This window comes from Microcoleus sp. Pol17C6 (assembly GCF_036701145.1).
Lineage (GTDB): Bacteria > Cyanobacteriota > Cyanobacteriia > Cyanobacteriales > Microcoleaceae > Microcoleus.
In genome coordinates this window covers 1-25,356 of record NZ_JAUBQH010000083.1, presented here as the reverse complement: position 1 = coordinate 25,356, position 25,356 = coordinate 1, and the positions used below count along the sequence as shown (strand labels likewise).

Annotated in this window: 23 protein-coding genes and 1 rRNA gene; 15 read left to right on the top strand and 9 right to left on the bottom strand. The window is 45.9% G+C overall.

Features of this window, described 5'->3' with window-relative positions; translation table 11 throughout:
• Positions 1–154 precede the first annotated feature (154 nt).
• A complete protein-coding gene (locus QUA25_RS29595) occupies positions 155–415 on the top strand; it encodes a transposase (protein ID WP_445242221.1) in 261 nt (86 codons plus the stop codon).
• On the opposite strand, the gene QUA25_RS26455 is transcribed toward QUA25_RS29595, so the two are convergent.
• Together QUA25_RS26455 and folD are read right to left on the bottom strand one after the other, a co-directional pair.
• A complete protein-coding gene (locus tag QUA25_RS26455; protein ID WP_333042411.1) occupies positions 390–800 on the bottom strand; it encodes a hypothetical protein in 411 nt (136 codons plus the stop codon). The two genes, QUA25_RS29595 and QUA25_RS26455, sit on opposite strands and share 26 nt — an antisense overlap.
• A gap of 73 nt (positions 801–873) precedes the next feature.
• The gene (gene folD / locus QUA25_RS26450; protein ID WP_333042409.1) at positions 874–1,752 is read right to left on the bottom strand and encodes a bifunctional methylenetetrahydrofolate dehydrogenase/methenyltetrahydrofolate cyclohydrolase FolD; all 879 of its coding nucleotides are present in this window, start codon (positions 1,750–1,752) and stop codon (positions 874–876) included.
• A gap of 144 nt (positions 1,753–1,896) precedes the next feature.
• On the opposite strand from folD, the gene QUA25_RS26445 reads away from it, so the two are divergent.
• On the top strand, positions 1,897–2,322 hold the full coding sequence (locus QUA25_RS26445) for a DNA-binding protein (RefSeq protein ID WP_333042408.1): 426 nt from the start codon (positions 1,897–1,899) through the stop codon (positions 2,320–2,322).
• Positions 2,323–2,626: 304 nt separating this feature from the next.
• Positions 2,627–3,049 carry an NUDIX hydrolase gene (locus tag QUA25_RS26440; protein WP_333042406.1) on the top strand — a complete coding sequence of 141 codons (423 nt, stop codon included), beginning with the start codon at positions 2,627–2,629 and terminating at the stop codon, positions 3,047–3,049.
• Positions 3,050–3,146: 97 nt separating this feature from the next.
• Here the strand turns inward: QUA25_RS26440 and QUA25_RS26435 are convergent, their stop codons facing one another.
• The gene (locus QUA25_RS26435; RefSeq protein ID WP_333042404.1) at positions 3,147–3,695 is read right to left on the bottom strand and encodes a LeuD/DmdB family oxidoreductase small subunit; all 549 of its coding nucleotides are present in this window, start codon (positions 3,693–3,695) and stop codon (positions 3,147–3,149) included.
• A 178-nt stretch (positions 3,696–3,873) separates the two neighbouring features.
• On the opposite strand from QUA25_RS26435, the gene QUA25_RS26430 reads away from it, so the two are divergent.
• The 5 genes from QUA25_RS26430 to QUA25_RS26410 all read left to right on the top strand — a co-directional run bounded on the left by QUA25_RS26430 (position 3,874) and on the right by QUA25_RS26410 (position 12,141).
• Positions 3,874–4,749, top strand: a complete 876-nt coding sequence (locus QUA25_RS26430) for a hypothetical protein (RefSeq protein WP_333042402.1) — start codon at positions 3,874–3,876, stop codon at positions 4,747–4,749.
• Between the two features lie 529 nt (positions 4,750–5,278).
• Positions 5,279–7,504 (top strand): ATP-binding protein, encoded by a 2,226-nt coding sequence (locus QUA25_RS26425; RefSeq protein WP_333042400.1) that lies wholly within the window; start codon positions 5,279–5,281, stop codon positions 7,502–7,504.
• Positions 7,505–7,945: 441 nt separating this feature from the next.
• Positions 7,946–9,625: an AarF/ABC1/UbiB kinase family protein gene (locus QUA25_RS26420; protein WP_333042413.1), complete on the top strand. Its 1,680-nt coding sequence runs from the start codon at positions 7,946–7,948 to the stop codon at positions 9,623–9,625.
• A 224-nt stretch (positions 9,626–9,849) separates the two neighbouring features.
• Positions 9,850–10,935, top strand: a complete 1,086-nt coding sequence (gene galT / locus QUA25_RS26415) for a galactose-1-phosphate uridylyltransferase (protein WP_333042398.1) — start codon at positions 9,850–9,852, stop codon at positions 10,933–10,935.
• 93 nt (positions 10,936–11,028) lie between these two features.
• Complete coding sequence (locus tag QUA25_RS26410) at positions 11,029–12,141, top strand: M24 family metallopeptidase (protein ID WP_333042397.1); 1,113 nt, start codon at positions 11,029–11,031, stop codon at positions 12,139–12,141.
• A gap of 279 nt (positions 12,142–12,420) precedes the next feature.
• Here the strand turns inward: QUA25_RS26410 and QUA25_RS26405 are convergent, their stop codons facing one another.
• The 4 genes from QUA25_RS26405 to QUA25_RS26390 all read right to left on the bottom strand — a co-directional run bounded on the left by QUA25_RS26405 (position 12,421) and on the right by QUA25_RS26390 (position 16,974).
• Entirely contained in the window at positions 12,421–12,672 is a 252-nt protein-coding gene (locus QUA25_RS26405) for a TIGR02450 family Trp-rich protein (protein ID WP_242725377.1), read from the bottom strand.
• Between the two features lie 759 nt (positions 12,673–13,431).
• Positions 13,432–13,656: a hypothetical protein gene (locus QUA25_RS26400; RefSeq protein WP_333042394.1), complete on the bottom strand. Its 225-nt coding sequence runs from the start codon at positions 13,654–13,656 to the stop codon at positions 13,432–13,434.
• Positions 13,657–14,221: 565 nt separating this feature from the next.
• A complete protein-coding gene (locus tag QUA25_RS26395) occupies positions 14,222–14,377 on the bottom strand; it encodes a hypothetical protein (RefSeq protein ID WP_333042391.1) in 156 nt (51 codons plus the stop codon).
• A gap of 764 nt (positions 14,378–15,141) precedes the next feature.
• On the bottom strand, positions 15,142–16,974 hold the full coding sequence (locus tag QUA25_RS26390; protein WP_333042390.1) for a caspase family protein: 1,833 nt from the start codon (positions 16,972–16,974) through the stop codon (positions 15,142–15,144).
• 282 nt (positions 16,975–17,256) lie between these two features.
• On the opposite strand from QUA25_RS26390, the gene QUA25_RS26385 reads away from it, so the two are divergent.
• The 5 genes from QUA25_RS26385 (at position 17,257) to QUA25_RS26365 (ending at position 21,078) form a co-directional block, all read left to right on the top strand.
• The gene (locus QUA25_RS26385) at positions 17,257–17,958 is read left to right on the top strand and encodes a V4R domain-containing protein (RefSeq protein ID WP_333042387.1); all 702 of its coding nucleotides are present in this window, start codon (positions 17,257–17,259) and stop codon (positions 17,956–17,958) included.
• A 94-nt stretch (positions 17,959–18,052) separates the two neighbouring features.
• Positions 18,053–18,319 carry a hypothetical protein gene (locus QUA25_RS26380; RefSeq protein WP_333042386.1) on the top strand — a complete coding sequence of 89 codons (267 nt, stop codon included), beginning with the start codon at positions 18,053–18,055 and terminating at the stop codon, positions 18,317–18,319.
• Between the two features lie 170 nt (positions 18,320–18,489).
• A complete protein-coding gene (locus QUA25_RS26375) occupies positions 18,490–18,960 on the top strand; it encodes a phycobilisome protein (RefSeq protein WP_333042384.1) in 471 nt (156 codons plus the stop codon).
• A gap of 50 nt (positions 18,961–19,010) precedes the next feature.
• Positions 19,011–19,673, top strand: coding sequence for a V4R domain-containing protein (locus QUA25_RS26370; protein ID WP_333042382.1), 663 nt, complete (start codon positions 19,011–19,013; stop codon positions 19,671–19,673).
• Between the two features lie 238 nt (positions 19,674–19,911).
• Positions 19,912–21,078, top strand: coding sequence for a pentapeptide repeat-containing protein (locus QUA25_RS26365; RefSeq protein ID WP_333042381.1), 1,167 nt, complete (start codon positions 19,912–19,914; stop codon positions 21,076–21,078).
• A 17-nt stretch (positions 21,079–21,095) separates the two neighbouring features.
• On the opposite strand, the gene QUA25_RS26360 is transcribed toward QUA25_RS26365, so the two are convergent.
• Positions 21,096–21,566 (bottom strand): phycobilisome protein, encoded by a 471-nt coding sequence (locus QUA25_RS26360; protein ID WP_333042380.1) that lies wholly within the window; start codon positions 21,564–21,566, stop codon positions 21,096–21,098.
• A gap of 38 nt (positions 21,567–21,604) precedes the next feature.
• A complete protein-coding gene (locus QUA25_RS26355) occupies positions 21,605–22,087 on the bottom strand; it encodes a 2Fe-2S iron-sulfur cluster-binding protein (RefSeq protein ID WP_333042379.1) in 483 nt (160 codons plus the stop codon).
• Positions 22,088–22,586: 499 nt separating this feature from the next.
• Here QUA25_RS26355 and QUA25_RS26350 point away from each other — a divergent pair, with 499 nt between their 5' ends.
• Both QUA25_RS26350 and QUA25_RS26345 read left to right on the top strand, forming a co-directional pair.
• Positions 22,587–24,524 carry a serine/threonine-protein kinase gene (locus QUA25_RS26350; protein WP_333042378.1) on the top strand — a complete coding sequence of 646 codons (1,938 nt, stop codon included), beginning with the start codon at positions 22,587–22,589 and terminating at the stop codon, positions 24,522–24,524.
• Positions 24,525–25,292: 768 nt separating this feature from the next.
• A 16S ribosomal RNA gene (locus tag QUA25_RS26345) occupies positions 25,293–25,356 on the top strand; the annotation flags it as partial.

Sequence of the window (25,356 nt, the reverse complement as noted above, 5' to 3'; positions counted from 1 at the left end):
TTTTTACCCGGTTACCTATGCTGATATTGTTTGATTTGTCAAGTTCATATTATACCAAATTAGATGAGCTTACCCTGGATGGATAGCCAAGCATTTGAGGTGTTTATTGAGAAATGTTTAGTGCCACAATTGTGGTCGGGAGCAGTAGACGTGAATTGATAACTTACCAGCGCATACAGTAGATTCAATTAAGCCTATGATTGAAGCGGTGGGTGCTTCTATCTTGTGTTTGTCCCCATACTCTCCTGATTTTAATCCAATTGAATTATGGTGGTCGCAACTCAAATCTTTATTGCGAAAGTTTTCGCCAACGACCACTAAAATGGTTGATACCATAATTGCTGTGGCTCTTGACTTAATTAATCCGAAACATCTCAAAAACTGGTTTACTAATTGCTGCTACTGTACCTCATAACATCCGGAAGTGCTGTATTCCCCTCTTGACCGTCTAACAGATCATTGCCTCTACCCCCAAATAAAATATCATCGCCTGCTCTTCCATAAATCAAATCAGCATCTAGACCACCACTGAGGCAGTCATTCCCCTCATGTCCATACAGGCCATCTTTTCCTTTTCCCCCAAATACTGAATCGTTGCCTACAAAACCTCTGAGAACATCTTCTCCTTCATTTCCCAGGATTAACTCGCTAGCCTCTGAGCCATCTACTGTATCGTCGCCATCGAGCGCCCAAGCTCCTAAAGAGAAGTTGGTTAGAGCTTCAGGAGAAAGTTGAATGAATTCCGAGGTGTTGTCGCCAATTAAGCGCAATGTCTCTGATGGATCGGGTTTTAAAGCCATAGCTAAAATCTTTGTGTGTTGGTAGATTACTAACCCTACTTGAGCCAATACTGGCTTACAAGTTGGCCCCAATTCAATTAGAATCGTATTCCATATAACTCAAAACGGTATTTTCCAAAAGCATAGCAACAGTCATCGGCCCGATTCCTCCCGGCACCGGCGTGATAAATTCGGCTACTGTTTTAACACCATTAAAATCAACATCTCCGGCCAAACGACTCGTACCGTCTGAATTGACAACGCGGTTAATACCGACATCAATTACTACTGATCCTGGTTTGACCATATTAGCTGTAATCATTTCTGTGCGGCCGACTGCAGCTATTAAAATATCGGCTTGATTGGTAATCGATTCTAGGTTTTGCGATCGCGAATGAGCTACAGTAACAGTACAATCGGCTTCTAATAGCATCAGCGCCATCGGTTTACCTACCAAAATACTGCGGCCCAAAACAACGGCGTTTTTTCCTTTCAAATCAATCTGGTATTCTTGCAATAACCGCATCACTCCGGCGGGAGTACAACTCCGCAAACCTTCCTCCCCACGCACGAGACGGCCTAAATTTACAGGGTGAAGTCCGTCAGCATCTTTATGGGGAGCAATTTGATACAGCAGGGAAATTGCATCTAAGTGCTCTGGTAGCGGTAATTGAACTAAAATGCCATCAACTCGATCGTCCTCGTTGAGTGCACGAATTGCAAGTTCTAGTTCGGCTTGAGTTGTGTTTGCGGGGTAATGCTGGCCGAAGGAAGCTATGCCAACCTTAGCGCAGGCTCGCTCTTTATTGCGAACATAGGCTGCGCTAGCTGGGTTGTCGCCCACCATCAGCACCGCAAGTCCGGGAGGACGGCCCTTTTGGGGTTGTAGGGCGCGGACTCGATCGCTCAGCTCGGTTTGAATCTTTGTCGCTAAAGCTTTGCCATCTAGTATTTGAGCAGTTTTGGCATCCATTGTAGACTCTGGGTTAGGGGCTGACGACTTTAGATTTTAGCTTAATCCCCGCCAAGCATTACACTAGAGAAATTTCTTACTTGCGATCGATTCTTAGGATTCTGTTAAAGTAAGTCGTATCTCAAATCTCAAATCAGTTGACCAATGACTACTGCAATTAAGCAAGTTTGGGTTCAAAGATTCTGCACCAGCTCTGTGTCGCTAATCCTCGCCAGCGGTTTCTTCAGTTGCGGCAATTTACCCATGTCTCAACTCAATCTTGGTTTTAATGTTGCTAGCATTGGCGACGTTCAACAAAAGCGGCAAGTGGATGCTGAAGTTTATCTTCGGGGGAAGGTAGAAAATCGCGCTCCGTTTGTGGGGAATGCGGCTTATCAACTTCAAGACGGTACGGGTACGATTTGGGTTTTAACTAACCAAGTTTTGCCCCAGCTTGGCGATGAAGTCTTGCTGAAGGGAGAAGTCCGCTACAAGAGTATTACTCTGAAGGAATTGGCCGGAAAGGATTTAGGTGAAGTTTATGTTGAGGAAATGGAACAACTAAAGCGCACTCCAGCGGCAAATAAATAAAAATACCAATATGCTAATTTGTTTCAAGGATTAAGTACGTCCATTTCATAAAAATCAAAATTTTGTACTTGCGCCCAAGCGAGGTGGGTATGTTTATTTGTGTTGAAATTTTATAGACGATAATATCGCAGTCGGGGCGGGTTTATCGGCTCTTTTGTTTATATTACAGATTAGGGTAAACCTGCCCCTACTACACCACATTCTCCTCTTTTTCCTCGATAACTTCTTTCCTTTTCCTTCTATACTCAATATCCAGCGGTTAAATCCGTCAAATCCCATACATTGCTTGTGACCGAACTTTTTTATGACTAAACTTCACGTTGCGATCGCGATTTTGTACCAAGACGGCAAGTTTCTCTGTCAGTTGCGAGACGATATTCCTCACATCAGGTATCCCGGACAGTGGGCTTTGTTTGGCGGACACTTGGAACCGGGGGAAACGCCGGAAGTTGCTCTAGTGCGGGAATTATCAGAGGAAATTGGCTATGCTCCTCCAAGTATTTCTTTTTTCTGTTCCGATGTCGAAAAAGATGTGGTTCGCCACGTTTTTCACGGACAACTTAGTGCGGATGTCAAGGATTTAGTTTTGCTTGAAGGTTGGGATATGAAGTTGTTGACACCCGATCAGATTCGGGCCGGCAAATGCTTTTCTGAGCAGTCAGGAGATGTGCGACCTTTTGGGATTGCTCACCAACGTATTTTGTTAAATTTTATTGACTCGATTTGATAAAATTGGCACCCACCCTACATTGCATGGGTTTGAGCAGGGAGATACTCGTAAGGTGCGCCCGGCCGTGCACCCTACATTGCAGGGGGTTTAACTGTTAAGAGCGAGCAGCAATCATCCCCGTTTGGCGCGCGTAGTCAAACAACCCTCCGGCATCTATTACCGGGCCTACTTCTCCTAAAGGTTTGAGCGAGAAAGTTCGATCGAGAGTGTGGTTGACAATTACCTCTGCTGTAAAATCGATCGTCACTTCTTGCCCCGTTACAAACAAGTCGCAGAGCCGCTCGACTGATTCGATCGGGTACAATTCGCCAGTAGCCGAGCAATTGCGAAAGAAAATGCGTGCGTAAGACAAAGCCACCACTGCTGTGACGCCGGCGGCCCCCAGAGCGATCGGAGCGTGCTCCCGCGAAGAACCGCAGCCAAAATTTTCGCCCGCTATTATAATCGGATACCGGGTTTTCTGTTCACCGGATTCGATAAACTTACCGTAGCGATCGGGCAACCCAATCATCGCGTAACTGCCTAGTTTCTCGTACTCATCCGGCTTCGAGGGAACCAGGGTCAGGTATTCGGCAGGGATAATTTGATCTGTATCGATGTTGTCGTCTACAACAAAAATTTGACCGCTAATTACTTTACCCATAGTTTATTTCCTGTTAGCCTCGCTCGATGCTGTGGTGATAATTTTAAGTGGATCGGTATGCAAGATTTGCATCTGTTTATTTTAACCTGGCAGTGTCAGTGATAACCTGTATGAGTAAAAATTAGATCCGAGACTTTGGGTTAACAATTAACAGATTGCTAAGCGTCAAGATAGTTTTATGGCAAATCCAATAGATGACATTGCTCGACAAGCTCGCGAGGGCTCGGTTGCATCGATTATTCAAATCCTTAATGACGAACTGGCACAGATAGGGGTCAGGGCCCGAGCTGTGTTTGCAGACGGGGTGCTGCAACTGCTGTGCGAAGCTGCAACCCCCCAACTCCTCGAAGAGTCTAGTTTGGTCGATCGAGTCCGAGACATTTTGGAACGCATTTCGCCCCGCAATATTCGCCGAGTTAACATCAACAGCCGGCTTGTTCGAGAACACCAACTGCTGTGGCTGGAAGAAATTAGTCGCGATCCGGATAATCAACTGTTGTGGTCTCAAGAAATTAAACTCCGAAAGCCGAATTTGTTCAAGCGTTTAGCCACCGCCCATCACGAACGCCAAGCTTTCTCCGGCAAGCGGGCTTTGCCGAGAATGGCTATACCTCGATCGATGCAGCAACCGCAGCAATTTCAGCGCGGTATCGTCGGCGGCATCAGCTTGACCGTGCTGTTGCTTGCAGCAGTGGCCGCCATCCACAAAGGACTTAATTCCCAAGTGCCAAACAGCACACAAGCCAGTTCCCAAGCAGTTGCCAGTGCCCCTTCCTCGGAGGCAAAACCTGCTTTGAAAATTTCTAAGGAGACTGTTAATTCTGCAGTTGACTCTTTTGCCAAAGCAGTGCGAGTAGCCGAACAAGCAGCCACCCAAGGCAAAACCGCTCAATCTCGCCAGGATTGGTTAGTCGTAGCTGCTAAGTGGCAGCAAGCTTCCGATTTGATGGCCGCCGTGCCTTCCAAGCATCCCCGCTATACAATGGCTCAGAACCGGACGGCACTTTACCGCCAAAATAGCGATAAAGCCCAACAGGAAGCACAAAATAAGTAAGGAGGTAAGTCTGATAAATTTAACCCTAGAGTTCGCCGCGCTGCTCTAGGTGTTGTGAAAAATGAGTTTTTGAGCAAAAACTCGAAAACTCTTAGCTATGTTATGAGTGATAATTTGGGGATTTTGAATTTTTGCGATCGGCATTATTCGATCGGCGGATTTGTATCACAATAAAAATTTGTTAGGATCACAAACTTAAATAGGAAACATCACACAGTAAGAAGAGGGGTGTCACTAAGCGGTCTCTAGAAAAGCTTCATACTACTAATAACCGTCAAAATTAGCGGGAATGCGATTGATAATCATTCGGTAAAGGATGGTAAAGTTCATCCCTTACAGATCCAAGGCTAAAAAACAGGAAAATAGAACTCGGTCTGATCTGGGTATATTTTTACATATCGAGCGACCCGCCGATCAGCTGCACAAACACAGAAAGCAGGCTCATAACGGTCAAGCCGACAGTTATGGATAGGTTCTAGATTGGCAGCGGGAGCCGGCTCAAACATCTTAGAATAAAGGCTTGGTTGCCATGATCGATCGCCAGGGAAATCAAGACTTTAGTTTGATCGACCGATCGCCGTCAGAGTCTTGCACTTTGCATTTACCCCAAATCGCAGAACCAGTCTCAGTCCCAAAATTTCTGGATCGTCTTATGCAGTTCCAGGTCGATCCTGCCCTTATCGGGCCACAAATTTCCCAAATTCTCGCGACCAGCTTTGATCGAGAAATCCTGCTGATGCAAATAGCCAATACTTTGGGGGTTGCATGGGGGGCAGATTTCTGTGTGGTTACTGCTGTGGTTGACCAGAAAGTAGTACATCCGAATGCTTACTGGCAAAATAGGAGCAATCTCCCCTCTGTTGCCGGTGTTGCGGATTCCACTGAAAAACCAGAACACCCCCAAACTACAGGATTAAAACTGCCTAGCAGATCACTCGAACACCCCGCTTGGGCAAACGTGCTAGCAGACGGCGAGATAGTGGCGATATCCGACTCTCTTGATATTCCGGCAGCTTCCTCGCCCAATTCCCCTGTGACACCGCTGCCTTTTCGGGCAATTTTGGCAGGGCCTGCGCGATTTGGAGGGGCTGTAAATGGCATGATGATTGTTGGTAAGTCGCAACCTCACGAGTGGTCGGTAGCCGATCGGCAGCGCCTTGAAGCAGCATCAGACGCGATCGGCAGCGCGATTTCTCACCTTCAAAAAACTCAAGAAATTGCCAGCTTAAACGAACAGTTACAGCGACAAGCTAAATACAAAAATCTACTCAGGTCAGTTGCTGCCTCGATCCACACAAATTCAGAAGTCGATCGAATATTGCAGCAAGTTATTGAAAATACCGTCGATATTCTGGAAGTAGATATAGGCCAAATCCTGCTATTGAAATATACAGATCCTCTATTTACAACTCGCTCCCCCAATAAAACTCCCAAAGCGAAAGTCGAATTAGTTTGTGAATCAGTTGTAAAAAAAGAGCCAAACAAACAGCCAATAGCACAAAGCGCGATCGGCAAAAAAAGCTCATCATCCAAAACAAAAAACAAGGATAAAACTGCTAATTCTAAATCCAATATCCCCAACTCAAAACCAAATAACTCTCCAGCTTTTTGGCTGTCAGAATCTAATTTGTGCCACCAAGCATTCCACAGCGCACCTAAACCCCTAGCCCTCGCTGACGCAGGCGCATTAATCGGCAAAGAACAAGAAGCAGCCACAGAAATTTTGAAACTCCAAGGCATTCGCGGCTTGCTGCTGGTTCCCTTCACGGGCGGTAGCTGCCAGGAAACAGTTTTGGGTTTCTTGGTTTTGCAGCACTCGAAGCCGCGCACTTGGAACCCGGAAGAATTAGAAGTTCTCGAATCAGTCAGCGCTCAAGTGAGCAAGATGATTATCCAAACTCAAACGCTTAAGGAATTGCAAACCGTAGTTTTAGACAGAACCTCTCAGTTGCAGCAAAGTCTCGACGTGCAGGGGAAACTGTACGAACAATCTGCCAATCAGCTAGAGCAAATGCGGAAATTGAAGCTGGTTAAAGACGAGTTTCTCAGCACTCTGAGTCACGAGTTGCGTACCCCTTTAACAATCATGAAACTGGCGATTCTGATGCTCAAACAAGCTGAACTGCCGTCAGCGAGTCGGACTAAGTATCTCGAAATTCTAGAACAGCAGTGTTCTAAGGAAACTGCTCTGGTTAACGATTTGCTGGCCCTCAAGCAGTTTGAGCCTCAACAAGTCCCGATTTCTCTAATCAAAATCGATCTCAACCGTTTATTTCAAGATTTAGTTAGGGATTTTGAAAAACAGTGGGCGGATAAGCAATTGACTCTTAAGGTGGATTTGCCTAAGTTGACCCCTTGCTGGGAAACTGACCCGGACATTCTCAATCGGGTACTGCTGGAGCTGCTGACGAATGCTGGAAAATACTCTGCTTCTGCAACGGCGGTAGTTTTGGAGGCGTCTGAGGCAGCCGGCTATATTGTCCTGACCATTTCTAATGTCGGGCGCGGCATTTCTGCGGCTGATTTGCCCCACATCTTTGACAAGTTCCGCCGTGGCACTGGCATTACTGACCAAGCTATCGCCGGTACGGGTTTGGGTCTGGCTCTGGTAAAGTGTTTAGTGCAGCACTTGAATGGTACTATTGATGTATCTAGCTGTCCGACAGAAAGTTCAGAATCTGACAATTTGTGGCGCACATCTTTTACTTTGACTCTGCCGCAATTTGCAGCGGAACTCTGTAATGTAGAAGAATAGTTCGGTTGAGAACCTGCTGGGAATTGGCCGCGAACAGGCGAAACTAGAAGACTTGCCAGAAGAGAGAAATTGGGAAATGTCGTAAACACTACCAAGTCCTCTGTTTTGAATTGTTTGTCTGGTTGCCGTCTAAATTGCCGGTTCTCAATTGCTGATTTTCCCCAGAACTTATATTATGTCTGGTTATTGGCCCGTAATTAGCGCGTGTTTGTAGTGAGTGCGACTGTCCTATATTTATGAATTAATCAGGACTTGCATTACTTACTAGGAACTTAATTATAATTGTATAGTCGGAGATGATATTACGCAGTATAGACCAAAGAAACTGAGTTTTTTAACTGTTTCAAAGGCCTGCAATCCGTCTTTTTGTACAAGCCGGTTTCTGCGTCTTGGATTGTCCCTAAAAATTGTCACGGTGCATGGAATTCGATCGCCAATATTATGCTCACAAAAGCTGCACCTAAAACCCTGCGTTGGCAACGTTCTAAATATTCGCCACTGGCACGGCAAATAGACATTTTTGCAGCGGCGGGAAAGTTTATGTTTTTTTTGTGGTGGGACGCACTGCTGCAAAATAATTCGCCTCATACTAGAAGAATTCGCGCTCATTGGTTGGTCAATACTTTGCTGAATTTAGGCCCGACTTTTATTAAGATCGGTCAGTCTCTATCGACTCGTGCGGATTTGCTGCCGCTGGAGTATGTGAAGGAACTCGAACAGTTACAGGATCGGGTTCCTCAGTTTAGTTCCGAAGAGGCGATCGCTCTTGTAGAATCAGAGTTAGGCAAGGATATTTATGCTTTGTACCGCGATTTTGACCCGTCGCCTCTGGCTGCTGCGAGTCTGGGACAGGTGCACAAAGCAAGGCTGCACACCGGGGAAGATGTGATTGTAAAGGTGCAGCGTCCGGGTTTGGAAAGTTTATTTGATTTGGATGTGAAGGCGGTGCGCCAAGTGATGCGTTTTTGCGATCGCTATTTGCCTGGGACGCGCAAATATGACCTGGAATCTATTTATCACGAGTTTTTTAAGATTTTATATCAAGAAATTGACTACGTGCAAGAAGGTAAAAATTCCGATCGCTTTAGCCATAATTTTCGAGAATATCCTCAAGTTATTGTCCCGAAAGTCTACTGGCAATACACGACTAAAAAAGTGCTGACTCTAGAATACGCACCCGGCATTAAGGTGGACGACCGCATTAGTTTAGAGGCGATAGGAGTGGATATTGTGAAGCTCAATCAACTCGGAATTTGCTGTTATTTAAAACAGTTGTTAATTGACGGTTTTTTTCAAGCTGACCCGCATCCCGGAAATTTGGCGGTGACAGAAGATGGTAGCTTGATTTTTTACGATTTTGGGATGATGGCTGAGGTGAAGTCTCTGGCTAAAGACCAAATGGTCAAGACTTTTTTTGCTGTGATGAGAAAGGATACTGACGAGGTACTCAATACTTTAATTTCGATCGGCTTGGTTGAGCCGATGCCGGATATGATGCCAGTACGCAGGTTAATTGCTTTTCTGTTGGATAAGTTTATTGATAAGCCGATCGACTTTCAAGCTTTTAATGAAATTAAGAACGAACTTTACATCATGTTCGAGCAGCAACCGTTTCGCTTGCCTGCAGAAATGATGTTTATTGTCAAGTCCGTGACGACTCTCGACGGCATAGCTAGAACTCTCGACCCTGATTACAATTTTCTAGCATCCGCTCAGCCTTTTGTCAAGAGTATTGCAGTGAGCAAGGGGCGGGGAAATGCGATCGGAGAATTGGCAAGGCAAGCACGGAGTTTTATTACATATAAGTTACGACAGCCAAGCAAATCGCAAGTTTTTCTCAACCGTTTGGAGCAGCGAATTGAAGAAGGCGAAATGCAAATTAGAGTGCGGAATCTAGAGAGCGAAAGAGCCTTGAAACGCATTAACTTAGCCCTGAAAACTCTAATTTTCGCTTGTTTGACTGGTTTTGTGTTTTTGTCGGGTGCAGTGCTGCTAGTGGGCGGATATCAAACGGGGGCGATCGCAGCTTTTGCGGTTTCGGGATTCGGTAGCTTGTTTGTGTTGCGCTCCTTGTTAGATTTGTTGGTTAAGGAAAAGCTCGATCAAATGGTCGATCGATAAATATAGTGGGTAATTGGGAATTGCGATCGTAAGCTGCTACGCATTTAAATTTAATCCAGATCCGAGCTCTCCGGCCCGTTCTACAATAGCAGACGGTAGGCTGACGTTGGTACTGCCAACTCAAGTTTTTAACATAATTTGCGACTTTAGGTAGGGGCGGATTCTCAAAGCACGAAGTTATACTCCTAACATATATTAAACGCGATCGCCCGCCCCTACAAAAAATGTACGCCCAAAAATTGCTAAAACCAGACGGCCGCCCACTCACACTGTACAGCCGCTATCCAATCCCAGAAGGTATCGCGGCCGTAAGTCCCAGCAATGAACCCGTAGAGGCAAACCCCCACTTTCGCTGGCATCCTTTGCGGGGGGAATGGGTAGCATACGCCAGCCACCGTCAGGGAAGAACTTTCATGCCGCCGCCCGAATACAACCCGCTGGCAGCTACAATTAACCCTAAGTTTCCGACAGAATTGCCGCCGGGAGATTACGATGTAGCAGTGTTTGACAACCGCTTTCCCTCGATGACTTTGCAAGCAAAAAATGCACCTGCAAATATTGTCGAAACTTTGCCCGCAAAAGGCATTTGCGAAGTCGTTGTTTTCACTCAAGATCCGCTGGCTTCCTTGGGCGCTTTGGAGTTATCTCACTTGGAATTGCTGTTAGAAGTATGGGCCGATCGCACTTCAGTTATCGGTAGCAATCCTGAAATTGAATACGTCTTGCCCTTTGAAAATCGCGGCGTTGAAGTCGGAGTAACTTTGCACCATCCCCACGGTCAAATTTACGCTTATCCGTTCGTGCCACCCGTGCCGGCACGGATGTTAGAATGTCAATCGGTTTACTATCAAAAAAACAGTAGCGGTTTGCTGCAAGATTTGATTCAAAAAGAGATTTCCGACAACCAGCGAATTATTTATTTAGACGAAGAGGCGATCGCCTTTGTCCCCGCTTGTGCTCGCTACCCTTACGAAGTGTGGATTGCCCCGATCGCCCCCGCTGCTACATTTATCGATTTGACGGAAAAACAGCGGCAATCACTCGCTAAGGCCTTAAAAACAGTCACCCTCAAATACGACGGCTTGTGGCATCGCCCGTTCCCTTATTTGATGGCTTGGTTTCAAGGACCCACAGACGGGAAACCCCATCCAGAAGCGCATTTGCACGCCCAATTTTATCCGCCCTATCGATCGAGCGATCGGCTAAAATACCTCGCAGGAACCGAACTCGCCGCCGGAATGTTTGCCAACGACGCTTTACCCGAAGAAAAAGCTAAAGAATTGCAAGCCGTATCTGTCAATATAAGCTGAAACCCATTTATATTTTCAAGTAAAGTTTGATGCAATTATTGTGGGTGGGCGTCCCGCCCGCCCAAAAAATACAATTTATATGCAATAAAGCTAATGATAAACTCATTTAACCCAGAAGTTGAAAGCAAACTCGAATTCATCCGCAAAGCCTTAACCGACACAAAAGCGATCGCCCTTCGCTTGCGCGGTACAGACTGGTTTGCCTGGGCCACAGCGGGCGGTTCCCATACAGTATTGCTAACCGCAGAAACAGGAGTTGCAGAACTTTTAATTACCGCCGAAACAGCTTGGGTTCTCACCGATGAAATCGAAGCTCAACGCTTGCAAGATGAAGAATTGCCAGCCAACTTTCAAATGCACATCTATCCTTGGGCAGATGTCGCACAGCGCGAAGCTTTTGTCAAAGAAATTACTGGTGGCGGTAACGTCATGAGCGATCGGCCAAATGCCCAAGAAACACCAATAATCGCATCTTTACAGTCTCGCAAACAGACAATGATGTCCAGCGAATTAGAGCGATACCGGCGAGTCGGGCGTTTAGCGAGCGAAGCGATGACAGAGGTACTTTCCGCAGCCAAACCAACATGGACAGAATATCAGCTAGCCGGAGCCGGTGCAGAGGCTTTGTGGGCGAGAGGTTTGCATCCAGCCCTGACATTAGTTGCTGGAGAAAGGCGTTTGCCACTGTACCGCCACGCCACAGCAACCGCCGAACAAATTGGACGACAAGCAATGTTAGTATTTTGCGCTAGGGGATGGGGTTTGTATGCAAATTTAACCAGATTTGTCTGTTTCGATTTTCTTGGGGAAAAGCATTCAGAGTTGCACCGACAAGTCAGAGAAATTGAAGCAGCGGCGCTAAATTTGTGTCGGCCGGGAGTAACGCTGAATTCGGTTTATGATACGCTTAAAACTGCTTACGAAGAGCACGGATATCCTCAAGCAATTGCGGAACACCATCAAGGCGGAACTACCGGATATTTGGCGCGCGAAATTGTGGCGAATCCGGCTACTTCAGATATTTTGGGAGAAAATATGGCTGTGGCTTGGAATCCGAGTTTGTCGGGAGCAAAAATTGAGGATACGTTTGTACTTCACAGCGATGGAACGTTGGAAAATTTGACTTTTGATCCGAATTGGCCGAGTGTAGAAGTAGCGGGAAGGTTGCGCCCTGTGCCGTTGGAAATATGGGACGATCGACCTTAGTCAATTTAACTTATCGCTTTAGTAGAGAAAAAAAGTACACTACCCTACAAAACGCATTAAATTGAGTTCGGATCGCCGTACTTAATGTTTTGTTACATACTTAGGATTTTTCCCACGGACTTACTTAAGCAAAAACGCTGCCACATAAGGGTTTCCAGCACTTTTAGTTATGTAAAAGATTTTTCAAAACCGGGAAAGTCTCACTCCGTATTGGTTTGGATCGGAACGATAGCAGCAGGCGGCGGAAGTTCCCCTCACTTTACCCCACAGCCCTGTCTTTTAGTCTGCTGTTTCTAGTTCCTCTAATTCTTGCGTAGACTGCCATCCAGCTTGCCAGAGCGATCGGTCTTTGAGCTGTGCGGCGTTCAGCCAAAAACGTACATTTGGATCGCAAGCCGCCACCATTTCTGCAAATACCCATTTACCTTCGTTTTTTCGGTTAACGACTTGAAAGTGTCGCCACCCCCAAGTTTTTTGGTGTGAAGTCCATCGGGAACCAACTAAATAAGGAAATTTTTGTTTTTTGCTCACAGTATTTTTGTAGAAAAATATATTAGAAAGCAAGTGAATTGTAATATAGCCATCCTAAATCCTTTGTGTAATTCTTGTAGGGGCAAACCCCCCGTGGTTGCCCCCATGAGGCAGGGGTAGGCAAAGAAAGGCCCTATCCCTACATCTTTGTACGACTCCTGCAAGGGTTGCTATAACTCGTTCTGTTTGATGATATTAATTCCCTATTAAAGCTCGTCAAATCCTCTCTCCCTCTCCCCTTCTCTCGAACATACCAGATAATATAGAGCCGCTGCTGCTTACATGAGAGTTCACCTAAACTCTATCTGCAAGTAGATGCGTTTATTGTAACTTGCAGCAGTTTCTCGTCGGGGTTCAAAAGTAAGGGCAGTTCAATGACTGCCCCTGTAATTAGTTATACCTATTGAATAGGATAGTTTTTCAGGCGATCCACAAATAGCAAATTTATCCAGTACCAGCTAAATGGTGAATCTCAAATCTAAAAGCAAATAACCCAGGTTATAGTTGTGCAGAATAATCCCTTCTGTGAAACTTACTCAAATCTACTTTTAGAGCAGGTTTGACGTTCACTTCCTGCTTCTACCAAAGCGGTCGGCCGCTTCTTGTCCACAGGCGTGTTTTCGAGCCCAACTTTCCCTACAAACATTTTTTCAATCTTAATCGTGTTTCATTGATCCTGTACAGCTCAAGAAAAACGCACTTTTAGGTAAGATTGACTAATTTCTTTGATTCTGTCGCTACGTCTTGATTACTTCCCTGTTAAGGCTTTTGGCCCGATAAGTCCAGAGGAAGTTGGGGAAGCCGGAGGCGAACCGCATTTGTTTGCAGCCAGAGAGTGATGGCGTGCTTCCGTTGCGGAGTCACGTACTCTCCCGGTCGGATCACGCCAGCACAGACGCCGATGTTTTTCATAAGGGTTTCTCGCTCCGATGAACTTGCACCCTGTAGCAACCTGACTTGGGCTTTGATAAAATCCACGTTCATAGCTGAAAGTAAAAGTAAGTAAAGAACTCAGTTAAATAGCGATGCTTTGCTTCCGATTGTAACTCTAAAACCACTTGGTATGAATCAAATTGATTCAACATCCCCAGGATGGGGATCGGCGCGTCTAGAGCTAGCCAACTTTATTTACTTTATCTGTTTTTGCTAACAAAAGTGTCACTATGCTAGCAGTTTTGGCAGAATTATTTATAGTTAAGAACTGTTACAAATTTGGCTCGATTTCCACAATACGGCAGAGTTTAGTGCTAACGCTACTTTTCTGAACTCAAAAAGTTCAGGATTGTCTCCAACGCCTTGCCTTCCTAGGTTTTACACTCCCCGATTGAGAAGCGATCGCTCCGGGAACATTCCTCTTCGATCGCCCCTCTTAACACCCGGACACCGCCACCTCACCCTATTGATTTAGATCGTCTCGTAGACTTAGCTGTGAACTATAACTTCAGGCATACGTGTTGTTACCGGGGCTACAATAAGCGACCAAGTTTGTATTCTTGTTTCTCAAGGAAATATTTTTTGGCTTTTTTTGCAAAGCCCTTATTTGTGTTAATTAAGGCAGCTTTGTGAGCTCCGGGCAAACGAAGACTCGCAGCTTGAAAATCCAGATATTTTGTGCTGTGTGGCGGTGCATCTGTTTCCTGAATTCCTTGGGGGCGATCGCTCCTCCGCGAGAATTGCCAGTAACGGCTAATTTTGTATAATTCATAACAGATGGATACCTGCTAATAATTTTAAAACAGCACAAGTTTAAACAGTCTTCGAGCCCTCGATCGCTCCTAATAGCCCACAAAGAGAGATAAAAACATTAACTATGCATACCCTATTTTTAAGGCGATTTTGCCTTGGTCATTTGCCTTATATAGGAATTCACTATAGCCAAATTTGCTTGTTACTTAAGTTGAATTTAACTATAAATTAAGCTGAAAAACCTACAAAATAAAATACAAAAATTAACTTTTTTAATTGGTTTTAAACTTATCTAACTTAGAAAATTTGTTTTTTTTAACCTAAATTAGACCACATTTATTGTTAAAAAAAAACTCATTTTTGACGGTGTTCGTGCCGATTTAGGGAACTTTGGACGTGAATTTAAAATATTAATTAACAGGGGTTGCACAATTTGAGGCATTGTGGGGAATAGGGTTAGGCGTCCCGCCTGCTTTGAAAATACACGCCTTCGGACTCATGGGCTCATCACAAAAAAGATTAAAATCCTCCCGCTATTATGCAACCCCCATTAACCAGCTCATACGAGATATTTCACTCTACAAAACAAACCGACCAGGCAACATATAAAATCCCCTCCCGCAGAAGCTGGGAGGGGAAATGGTGAATAAAATTATTGGTTTGAAATTATCGATATGTAGGTCTCTTTTTGCAGTATCAAGAGGTATCGATCAAGCTCACGACCGATGTTGGTCAGTCGCTAAGATAATTTCTCGGTGGGAAACCGAGAAATTATCAACTAAATCAACCTTTTTTCGGGCGTTGCAGCTTAGTTTTCCAATTGGCGATCTCCTTCTGAGCAGGCTGATAACTCTTAGTACCCGACGGCACCAGCGAAGCAGCTTCAACTGCCTCTTTCAGCTTTCCTTGAGAGCCGCGCAACTGAGCAATTTTGAGAATACTTTCGCTCCACTGTCCAATTAACTGTTGAGCTTCTTCATACTTCGGCTGACCGGGTTCAATTTTATTAGCTTGCTGGATGCCTTTACTGTAAGAAGAGGCAACCCCCCGCTTAATTTGACCCTTAGCAGCCGATAGCAAAGCAGCATTTACATCCTGGTCTTTGGATAGCTCCTCCCACTGAGCGATCGCCTGTTTCGACTGATTGTAAACAGGCTGATTGACATCAGGCATCAATTTAGCCGCCCCGATCGCCCCCTGGAAATCGCCCCGAGCAGCCCGCCCGTTAGCTATATCCAAAATTGTCAAACTCCAGCGCTCAATATCCTGCTGAGCCTGCGGGAAGAGCGGATCGCTCGGCGGAATCGTTCGAGCCTTAACCACTGCTTTATTAAAACTAGAAGCCGAACCATCCTTGAGGAAAGTTTTCGCCTCAGCCCACACCTGCTGGCTGGATGGTGGCTGCTTGGTTCCAGTCCCTGCTTGCACCGCCCGCGGTTGGTTCTGCGACCCCCCAATACCAGTAAATTTTTGAGATCCAGAGTTTTGGGCATTTTCAGCAGGTGATCGAGGATCTCCTTCCTGCTGACCAATAAAAATTGATTTGTTCGTCACAAAAACACCCAACAGCAGCACCAAAGCCGTAGCTGAACTCCATAAAACTAGCTGCTGCAAAAATGACTTATCCGACCCCCCGTTATGCTCATCCTCCGGCTTTTGCAAGTTCGGTCGATCGCCCCCCCCATCAGCAGCGGCCACAGCATTTGGCTGCGACACAGGCGGCTTCTCAACAGGCAAATCCTGAGCGTTGCGAACTGCCGGAGGCAGATCCATCCGAGCCGTAGCCGTCGCCATTTGCGGGCGATCGAACCCATCAGCCGTACCAACCGTCATATTGCCGTTGCGTCCGGCCAACGCAGCAGTTGGTACCCCTGAAGCATCCGGCAAAATCACCAAATTAGCCTTTCCCGGAGGATTCACCACCATCAAAGGTTCTTGTTTCGGACGCAAATGGTGGTCACACAGCTCCGGCAGTCGATCGCTCAAAAAACGGTCTAAACCCTTAATGGTCGTGCACTGTCCCGATCGCAGCCCCTCCAAAAGCGCCGTCGTAAAAAACCCCTGACGCAAAGCCGAAGTTTCCCGCGAAACTTGATTCGGGCGGCAAGAAAGCACCGTTGGGATTTCCAGTTCCCGTGCCAGCTCGACCGTTTGAGAGCCGATGGTTTCCCCCGCTTTCACAATCTGGCTGCGGTTCATATCAACCAGCACCAATACCGTTTCCGTAGGAGCGTTTTTCAGAGTATTCAACAGCAACTCTACCGGAATCCCCGTACCCTGAATGTCAGCCGGATTGCCGTCAACAGGCATCAAATAATCCTTACCTTCATAGCTGACACCGTAGCCGCTAAAAAAACACCAGAGTAAATCTCCTTGTTGCACGTGTTCCGCGCAGAGGCTTTGGGTCAATCTCAGAATATTTTCCCGATTTGGATATGTAGATTGACCCCACAGCGACGGCGAGCTATCGGTCATCAGCAGACATCCATCCGGCGCAAAACCCGCCTCCTCAGTCAAAAAACCGTACAGGGCCTCTGCATCCTCTTGGGCATAACTCAAAGGCTGGAGTAACTGATATTGATTGATGCCTATTGCAATACAAGCGTGATTTTTCATCCCCATATGCCCTATATATATAGTGGACAGCTTGCACAAAACGATAACACATAGCCGTTTAAGGTTATACCCACTTTCGTCACCACTCACAGAGCAGTTGTCCGAAGGCAGAACTCCCAACAAGCCCCCTAATTTACCATCTTAAAATCTTTAATTTTTATATTGCAGTGAAAAATTATACCCTGTGCCTGCCTTTAGAAAAATAAAGTTAAATTGGATACACAGGCCACTCTATTTGACTCTAATTTTCACCAAACTACACCAAAAAGGAATAACCCGCCAATGGTCTCTACCGCCAAAAAAGAAATCTCCCCCCACAGCGAATCGCTACTGAAGAAAAATCATCCTAAAACTCACAGCCACTATAGGTTTCAGGATTTTTTTGCCTTCGATCGCCAGATGGGTACAATTGACGACTGGAATGAGTCGCGTAACATTTTTACCAGCGAAGACTTCATTATCGGTTTAGTGGAGGGACTCGAAGAAGAAGTCGGCCCCGCGTCCTCTGTCATCATGTATACTATTGGTTGCCAGTGGGGACTCCAAGATTCCGAATTTTTTCAAAAATGGTTTAGTGCCGAATACAGCCAGAACATTCGCCAGTCAAATCTCATGTTTCTGCTAGAAACTTGGTGGTGGCCTTTCACGGCTCAAGGTTGGGGTCGCTGGGAAGTGGACATGAGCGATCGCAAACACGGCTGCATCTTCATCAACCTCTTTGACTCAGCAGTTGCTCGCACATTGGGAGACGTAGGCAAACCGGTTTGCCACCTATACGCCGGTTTGTTCGCCGGTTTCTTCGGCTCTTTAGTCAAAAAGCCTCTGAGCTGCATAGAACTCCAATGTTACTCAATGGGAGAAACCTATTGCAAGTTCCTGCTTGGCAACCCAGATAAAATTGATGCAGCAGCATTCTGGCTCAACGAAGGTGCCAACGCCCGCGATATTCAAAATCGACTGCAACACGGTGAAATATTGCGGTAAACAACCTGGAAAGGCACATCCCCTGCCCTGCCTTTCCTCCCACCAATTTCGCGATCGAAAGTGCGATGGTGGATTTCTCCAGGCAGGAAGAAAGATGAAAAGTCAAACTTCATGGTTGGACCAATCTGTCCAAGAATTCTTTGGTCACTATAATTGGCTGGGAAAATCTTTAGAAACCCCAAATGGCTCGACCCCCGGTCAACTTCTGAGTTTAACCCAGCCAGTAGCAGACTTTTTTCAAGCTATTTCTTGGGAAGGAATTCCGGAAGTAGGTGCCCTACCCCTACCGCCACCCTTGCCAGTAATTTCTATTTCTGAACAAGCCGAAGTCACCATTGATGACCTATTCGACCTGTTTTAATCTGTGTAGGCAATAAAAAATGAAAAATAGGGCCATCCCTCATCCCTTTTCCCTCACCCCTCTTTCCTCATCCTTCAAAATCCATTAGTTAAATCCGTTAAATTCCGTACCTTGCTCGTTGCCGAACTTCCTTCCTTTTATCAATTACCGATTACCACTTAATTAAAATCATGCACCCTGAGATTGAGGCGCTGCTGGATCAGGCCGAAAACCGCTTTTTAAAAGGCGAAGAACTCATAGCTTTTAAGCGTCAAGCTGTAACCCTTGTCCAGCGCTTAAAAATTTACGAATTTTTACGAGAGAAGGAAGCAAGCATCTTCCAACCAGTAGCCAACAAGCTACAAGAAACGTTCCCCGACGAAAAACAAGAAACCTTAGAACGATCGCTCAAACACTGGGTGTTAGTCTTGCGGTACTGCGCTATGGCTATGCTGCTGAACGATCGAAATTTTCTCGAACAGCGCCTTGTAGACTGGCTTTCCGGCATAGTCGCAGCCCACCAAACTCAAAAAATCGAAGCAACTGTTTGCAATCTGCTGCAAACTCGTTTAAAAGAATTGCTTTCCGAGCAAGCCCGGGCTATATTGCAACCATTTTTTGACCAAGCACAGTCAATTATTATTGACCAAAATAATAAATAATCCGCTTTATTTCCAATTTCCAATTCCCGATTCCCAATTCCCAATTCCCGATGATTAATATTGCCGACTTACTCAAACAGCCCCGACTCCCTGGGAACTACTTTGCCAGCGATGCCTACGTCCGAGGCGACCTCGAACTCGGCCTCCTCGAAAACCGCCGGGGTGATCGGCTCTTAGCACTCCCAGAAACACTGATTCAAGCCATTTATATCGGCTTAGAACAAGAAACAGGTCAAGCCTCCCGCCTCGTACTTTTCAACTGCGGTCGCTGGTGGGGTAAAAACTTCTACGTGCGTTTTTGCGAAGAAGTCAGCGAATACTACGGTCAGCCAGTTTCTGAAATGGAAATGGTAGAATTTCTTCAGTCCTTACAGCAGTGTTGGAAAACTCATGGATGGGGAACATTTGAGTTTGACCCCAGCTATTCCGAACATGGATTTTTAATAGTAAAAATTGCTAACTCTCTTTTTGCTAAAACAGCTCCCAAGTCTAAGCGACCAGCCTGTTTTTTAGAAGCAGGTATTTTAAGTTCGTTCTTTAGTCAGCTTACGGGTCGAGAACTTCACTGCCTGCAAACATCCTGCGAATCATTGGGTTCGGACTGCAACCGCTTTATTTTAGGGCTGCGCGATCGCCTCCTACCTGCAGATTCTATGGTCGAAGAAGGAAAAGACCATGAAGCTATTCTCAGTCAACTTTTCCAGAAAAATTGACTTGTTTGACAGCTATTACTTTGTTAATAGCTGTCAAATCATTTTTTTTTAGCCATATTATCCCCCGTCTCATCAAAACTGTGAGTTAAATTATAAAAAAGCTCCTAAGTTAAAAAATCAGGTTTTAGCAATTTAAATAAAATCTGATTATAACTAGCAGCTAGAAAATTCATAACTTACTCTAGAAATTCATAAAATTTAAAAGCAATCAAAACCTCAAACATTTTGCTAGAACTTAATGGACGCCAATGAACTTCTAACTCGATATGCAGCCGGCGAAAGAGATTTTAGACTGGCAAATCTGCGCGGCATTGTGTTGAGTCCGATCGATTTATACCGTTCCAGCGATGCCCCAACTCTTATTTTGGCAAACCTCAACCAACACCAGCAACGACCCTACTTAATCGGTGCTAACCTCAGCGGGGCCGACCTCACCAAAGCCCATCTGAGCCGAGCCAATCTCAGCAAAGCTGACCTCAGCGGAGCCAATCTCACCGGCGCCAACCTCATGGCAGCCAGTCTGAGTGGAGCCAATCTCCTCGAAGCCAATCTCACCGGCGCCAACCTAGCCGGATCTCATCTGAATTGGGCAAACCTGACCGGAGCAATTCTTCCCAATGCTAATCTCATAGGTGCAGATATGAGCGCCGCTAACCTCACAAAAGCCGTTCTCACTGAGGCAAATCTCAGTAAAGCCTATCTGATTAAAGCCAATCTCAACGGGGCCAACTTCAAAGATGCTTACTTAAGTCTAGCGAGTCTGAAAGAGGCAGACTTGACCGAAGCACAGCTCACCGGAGCCGAATTATCCAAAGCCAACCTAGCCGGAGCCAACTTAACCCGTGCTAACCTCAGCAAAGCCAACCTGTTGAAAGCTAATCTCAGACGAGCTAACCTCACTCAAGCCTATTTAAATGGCGCCTGCTTGATCGGATCAGACCTTAGCGAAGCTTGCTTGGATAGAGCCAATTTGTGCAAAGCAGACCTCAGCAAAACCTATCTGAGAAACATTACTTTGAATGGCAGCCACTTAAGTGGTATTAACCTCAGCGGGGCAGACCTCAGCGGTGTAGACTTGAGCCGCAAACTTTTAACTGGAATTAATATGGCAGAGGCATTGTTGAACGAAGCCAACTTGAGCGGTGCTTATCTGATGGAAGCTAACTTGAGCGGGGCTAACCTCAGCAAAGCAAACTTGAGTTTAGCCTACCTGCTCAATGCCGACCTTTCTAATTCTTGCCTGCATGAAATTAACTTGAGCAAAGCTAACCTGAGTAAAGCCAACTTGCAGAAAGCTGACTTGACAGGAGCCAACCTCCGGGGAGCCATTCTCACTGAGGCGGATTTAACAGGAGCGAATTTGATAGGAGCCACTCTTCCTAACGGCACAGTTTATCGGCGTTAACTTCTCAATCCCCTTGATTATTTGCCGAGTAAAGTGCGGTTGATGTCCAGAATCGGAAAAAATAGGTTCCTTTCTTCTACCGTGAGATATTGTTTTAGAACCTTTTTCATCACATCGTAGGTCACGGTCGCACTATTTCTAACTTGAACAGCGCCTAAAATAGTTTGCAACCAAAGTAGTAGCCGATCGCGCAACCGTTCAGTATCATTAATCAACAGTGCTGCCGCTGAATGCCTCAACACCCGCACAATATCTCCACGGCACTTTTCAGTCATATCGTTAGCCCCGCGCCGAAATAAACTAGGGTCTAGAGACAGCATTTGTGCTTCCACTTGCCGCATAATGTCTGTTTCAGAGGCTTGAATTTTTTTATAAGCACTCATCCGGTGATTCAAAGACTGAAAGTAGTCTTTCAAAAATTGGAGTTCTTCTGCACTGGCGTAGCGTCCGTCTGTTTCCGTGCTCAAACGCGCAAGTTGGCTCAACATAGATTTTTCTCTACTACTAAAATACAAAGATATCAGTTTTAAGCTTCTTTAGTCCGAACTAAATACTGTCCTACTTGAAAGCGCGTTTCATTAAGCTGTGTAACGATAGAACGAGTAATTAACTTTCCCGATTCTACAACTACTTGACCCGTAATTGGGTGTAATAAATCTTGCTGGGCCCGGCGGCCTATCAGAGCTTCGACATTTTCAATAGCATTAATGTACATCCCCGCAGGCAACTGTACAACCACACCCTCGCCCATAATTTGAGCCTGACAAGCAAGTCGCGAATTGGCTCTAGCCGTAGTAATGACTTCCAACGTCCTTCTCTCGCGGCGGTTCATGTCCGACAAGCCTTCCATGCCTTCTTTAATGTAAACATGGCAGGTAGCGCACATTCCCCGTCCCCCGCATTCCTTGAGAACGTCTAAGTCTTTGGAAAGTAAGGCAGACAGGATATTTGATCGGGTTTCGACTGCTATTTCCTCCGCAATTGGATCTAGTTTAATAATTTTAACCATATTGATGTTTGCTCCTGTCAAGTTCAGTATTTAGCAAGTTACGATCAACTTATTTAAAGCGCAAAAAAATTTGGCTAACACTCAAAAAGGTTAAGATGCCTTGACGACAGCATCGGCTTCTGGCTCTCTAACCCCTAGGGCATAACCGCACTTCTGTTTTGGTCATATCACTGTACCCTCGCCCCGATTCCCCAGCTTAGCCTTGAAAAGCTAAAACCTTAGATACTTTCTGCATGGCATTGAAAAAACTGTAATAGTCGCGATCGACTAAAATAGCAGCCACAGGTAGTTCCCGATCTGACACCCGAATCCGGCAAGATTTATAGTCCCGAAACTCAAGGATTTTAATAAGTGCGACTGTGCGATCGCTCTCAAGGAGGCTGAGAATGAACCTGAGATAACATAGGCTGTACCTGGCGAGCGATTCAAAAATTTGAATTTTTGTCAGAATTATTTACATATTTTAATACTAGCTCAAGCTTTTTCTATAATTAGACCGATGCAACATTCTAAGTACCGCATTTTAGGGCTAGTCGGACAAGGACAATTTGGTCGAGTCTTTTGTGCCAGCGTTCGAGAAGCTCCCGCCCAGGACTCCCGCCTCACCAGCCAACTGGTTGCTCTCAAAGAACTTAGTCATCAGAAAGCCCCAACTAGCGAATTCTTGCGAGAGCTGTGGTTTCTGATCACCTTGCAGCACCCCAATATTGTTACCTGCCGAGCTCTAGAACACACAGCTACAGGCAGGTACTTGGTGATGGACTACTGCGAGGGAGGAACCCTCCGCAACCTGCTCAAACAAGAGCGCCCCTTGCGTCTGCTCGAAGGTTTACAGCTAGTCATGGAAGTTTTAGCCGGCTTAGACTACGCCCACCGCCGAGGCGTAGTTCACTGCGACATCAAACCCGAAAATATCCTCCTCACTTTAGGAGCAAAAGGTTGGTCGCCCCGGCTTTCTGACTTTGGCATCGCGCGTCGGCTGCCAGAAATTGGTACCACTCGCCTCCACCAAGAACTTTCTCCCGACGCTACCGTAGGTTCCCCCGCTTACATGGCCCCTGAGCGGTTTTACGGTCTTTTTTCCCCGATGTCAGATATATATGCAGTAGGAATTCTGCTATTTGAATTGCTAATGGGCTACCGCCCTTTTGGGGGAACCCCCGGAGACTTGAGGTGGGCGCACCTGAATCAACGCTTGCAATTTCCCGACGCCATCCCCGAACCTTTGCAAGCAATAGTCAAAAAATCTTTAGAAAAGCTGCCAGCCCGCCGCTTTGCCAGTGCTTCGCAAATGGCTCAAGCTCTGCGACTGATCATGTACGACCCCGCTGTCAGACAATTGGGCGACTGCATTATTCCCTGGGAAAATCCCACAACCAGTGGTGATAAAAGTCTGAAGTCGGAAAGTGACTCTTTGCTGGAAGTTGAAGAGGAAAAAGCATCACAGTCGGCTATTAATTTACTTCGGACTGTGCGCTATTCGCTTTCGCAGCCAAAGCCACTGATACTTCCTGCACCGTTGACCGCTTTAATTGCCACTGAAACGTATCTCTATGCTGCTGTAGGTACAGAGGTGAAGGTTTTGTCTCAGCCGGGAAAACAGCTATTTACAGGAGAAATGTCTATTTCTATTTCATTAATGCCGGAAATCGTGCGCGGCATTTTACCTGTTTCCAACGGCTGTTGCGTTCTCACTCCGCAAAAACTTTACTGGCTCAATGAGCACTCTTGGGAGCCTCAATGTTTGCTGGATATGGGTTGGAGGCAAGGTCCAGATCCTTTAAAAGCTGCTGTAGACTCTCATGGCAACTGGTTGACAGTAGCGGTTCCCGGCGAACTGCGTTTTTATTCTTTAGCGGGAAACAGCAGTGCGGGTGATCGCGAAAAAGCCCTGAAGCTGATCGCTACTGTGCCGTTACCAGAACACTATTTACCAGAATTAATTTTTTTGGATCGGCGACATGTTTTAGCAGTTTGGCCCGACAACGAACCAAAAAATCCCCAAACTATTTTTAGAGTTTACACTCGCCGCGGCACGCCGGTGGGTTCTGTGCGGTTGTCGGCCAGCGTGGGACAGATGCTGTTGACACCTGAGCCTTATACTTTGCTGGGAATTCCTCAAGGTGGTAAAGCGGCGGTGCTGTTGATGAAATTGTGGCCGTTCAAGGTAGCGCGAATTCCTCTTGAAACTTTGCCCGTGTCTGCTTGTGTCGCTAATTGGGGATGGGTGTTGGCAGATGTTGGGGGGCAGATAGAAGTGGTAAACAGTCAAGGGATTCAAGTAGGAAGTTTTAGCAGCCCTGCCTCACCCCGGGCGATAGCTCCTTGGGGGAATAGAGGTTTGGTGATTGCTGTCAATACTGAGGAAGAGAGTCACTTGCACTTTTTAGATGTAGATGTTGAGGATACCAACTCGCGCTCGCTTATCAAAGGCTGATAACTGCGGTAACTGAAGGAGTTTAAGGGTGTAATTCAGGAGAGTGTATTTGCGGGCGATCGATTCCTGGGAGTTTGATCAGGGTTAGAGTACCGTGTCGTGTCAACTTCTGGATTTTGAATCAGAGGAATTGTTAAGGGCGATCGGCTCAATCTAAGACCTAAACGTCGCTCAGTAAAGTTCCATAAATGCACACACCACTTAATATATATGACTCATGCACCAGCCTGCTTCTGTCATTCTAACCCCATGATGCAGCCTCACACCTTACACTCTTACCTTGCCTTAGCTCTAGTCCCAGTAAGCCCCATCATATTGAACCACTGAGTTCTTCTACCCATGGGCGGGAAATAGTCCACCCAAAAGCCGTATTTTGGCCCAAAAAAAGACTCCTTCCCGAAAAGAGGAGTCAGCCAGGGGATAGCGGAGCAGGCCATAAGAGCCGAAACCCTTGGTATGTATAGGTTCAAAAAAAACTCAAAAATATTTTCACAAAACGCTTGACAACCCCTTGCCAAATAAGTATATTAATAAAGCGCCAGAAGGGAAGCGGTTCACTGAACCACAACCGGAAGGTAAAAAACTGAACCTAGAAAAAAGAATAGTTTGAAAGCTTAAAGCACTATTAACCTCGTCAAAAAAATCAAGATTGAGAGTAAAAGCATCGCTGATACTCAATATCGCAAACAACAAGAAAAAAGTCAAGGGAAAAAAACCAGCCTTGATGGCTGAGTGGAAATAGCTTGATGTTAGCCAAAAGAACTCAACAACACGGAGAGTTTGATCCTGGCTCAGGATGAACGCTGGCGGTCTGCTTAACACATGCAAGTCG